Annotated in this window: 1 protein-coding gene; it reads left to right on the top strand. The window is 45.2% G+C overall.

All coding sequences use genetic code 11. The features are described 5' to 3' along the window. The coding region (locus tag RH85_RS17990) for an efflux RND transporter permease subunit (protein ID WP_006714141.1) at window positions 1-2,663 on the top strand (2,663 nt) is incomplete at both ends.

Raw genomic sequence — 2,663 nt, 5'->3', positions numbered from 1 at the left:
GGGTCGTAATAACGCAATATCCTGGAGCCTCACCACATGAGGTGGCATTGGAAGTAACAGAGCCACTGGAAAAATCGATTCAACAACTCGCTGAAGTTAAGAAAATTCGCTCAGTTTCAACGCATGGTAAATCTGAAATTACCGTCGAAGTAAAATACGAAGCTTCTAAAACAAAAGCGGATCTCCAGCTAGTATGGAACAAGTTACGCAATAAGGTTAGCGATGCTAAGCGTTCATTGCCTCCCGGTGCAGGTGAACCTTATGTCGCAGACGACTTTGGTGATGTGTTCGGTCTATTGTATTTCCTAACTGGCGAGGGATATGACAATGCAGAATTAAAGAAATACGCAGAATCACTTCAAAGTACCATTTTAAAAGTGGATGGCGTTGCTCGTGTCACAATCGAAGGAGCAAAGAAAGAAGTCATTTACGTTGAGCTTTCTCGCAGTGACATCAAACGATTAGGGCTCTCATTCAATAACGTTCTTAACGTACTGTCACAACAAAATGCAATGGCCTCTGCTGGTAACGTAAAAGTAGGTACTAAGCGGCTATTTATAGACCCTACCGACGCGATAGATTCAGTTGATGCAATCAAGAACTTATTGGTTGCTGCAGAGCCAAATGGCAAGTTGGTCTACCTCAAAGATATTGCGCACATTTATCGCGGCTATCAAGAGCCAGATGAAAAAACGTACAACTACAATGGCCAACCAGCGCTTGCGATTGGCATATCCGGCGTTTTAGGCAGCAACATTGTTAAGATTGGCGCAGGAATTGATCAAGCAATTAGTGATAACTTAAACCTTCGTCCTCTCGGTATGGAGCTACATGAGTTCTATCATCAGGCGAAGATCGTTGATGCTTCCGTGCAAAATTTCGTTCTAAACGTCGCGGCCGCGTTAGCCATTGTGATCATCACCCTATTCATATTTATGGGTATGAAATCAGCGACTGTCATTGGTGCGATTCTATTACTGACCATCTCTGCCACCTTGGCAACCATGAATTATGTGTCTATCCCGATGCATCGTATCTCTTTAGGCGCATTAATCATTGCGTTAGGAATGATGGTCGACAACGCCATTGTAGTGACTGAAGGGATTCTGGTTGGCATCAAAAATGGTTCAGCAAAACTTGCCATTGCTAAGAAAATTGTTGAACGTTCGATATGGCCACTACTTGGAGGCACATTAGTCGGTATTATCGCCTTTGCCCCCATAGGTTTCGCTCCGGGTTCTACCGCTGAGTACACGGGCCATTTATTTTGGGTAATTTTGATTTCACTGCCTTATAGCTGGGTGTTTGCCATTACGCTGACCCCACTATTTTGTTATTGGCTATTCAAAGAGCCTAAAGAAAACACATTGGCGAATGCAGAGCCAGAGGGGCGTTTTAGCCTAGGTTACAAATCCGTTCTGGTTTACTCACTGAAAAAACGCACTCAAGTCATTGGCTGTATCATTGCGCTGTTTGCCGTTTCGGTATGGGGTTTTGGCTTTGTAAAACCAGGCTTCTTCCCAGCCTCAACCACACCACTGTTTGTGGTTGACTATTGGTTACCCGAAGGCACCGATATTAGCGTAACAAAAGCTGACATTGCCAAGCTTAATCAATTTGTTGCCACACTCGAAGGTGTTGAAGAAATTCAATCTTCCGTCGGTGGTGGAGCTCCACGCTTTATGTTGGTTTACGGTCCTCAGTCGGCCAACTCCTCTTATGGCCAATTACTGGTCAAAACGAACAACAATAAACAAATTGACGCTCTTTTGCCGCAAATTCAACATTACATCGATGAACAATTTAGCGACGCCCAAGGCAAAGTTTGGAAATTTGTGCTTGGCCCTGGTGGTGGCTCTAGAATCCAAGCAAAATTTACCGGCCCGGACCCTAAAGTACTCAGAACACTCGCAGATAAAGCAAAGCATATCATGGTCAATGATGGGCAAGCACTTTCCATCAAAGATAATTGGCGCGATCCGGTACCAGTGATTGAACCTATTTATGCCGGAAAAGCGGCGCAACGCATTGGTGTTTCTCGTGAAGACTTAGCTGCTGCTCTCGAACGCAATTTTTCTGGTCAAAGCGTTGGTGCTTATCGTGAAGGCGACGAATTGATCCCGATCATCACACGTGCTACCGAAAATGAGCGAACCAGCATTGACGATATGCGCAACGTACTTGTAGTCAGCTCAATCACAGGCGAAAGTATTCCGATCGATCAGGTCGTTGACGGCTACAAAACGGTTTGGCGTGATGGCTTAGTTCGTCGCGTGAACCGTGATTGGGAGTTGATCGTTCAAGCCGACCCGATTCCGGGTGTATTGACTTCAGATGTGTTTAATCGCATCCGCCCACACATCGAAGCCATCGATTTACCAGATGGCTACTCACTGGATTGGGGGGGGGAATATGGCGATTCTAAAGAATCCAACGAAAACCTTGCATCGACGATTCCGCTAGGATTTCTTGCCATGGTGTTAGTGGTATTTGTCTTATTTGGTACCGTGCGTCAACCTGTGGTTATTTGGCTGGTTGTACCGCTCGCCATTGTGGGTGTGGTCGCAGGACTATTACTCACCCAGACACCAATGGAATTCATGGCGATTCTTGGTCTATTGTCTTTGTCTGGTTTGTTAATTAAGAATGCAATTGTCTTAGAA

The sequence above is a fragment of the Vibrio ichthyoenteri ATCC 700023 genome (assembly GCF_000222605.1).
In the GTDB taxonomy this organism is placed as follows: Bacteria; Pseudomonadota; Gammaproteobacteria; order Enterobacterales; family Vibrionaceae; genus Vibrio; species Vibrio ichthyoenteri.
Note: the sequence above shows the minus strand (reverse complement) of the source record. Positions and strands in the feature narration are given on the sequence as shown.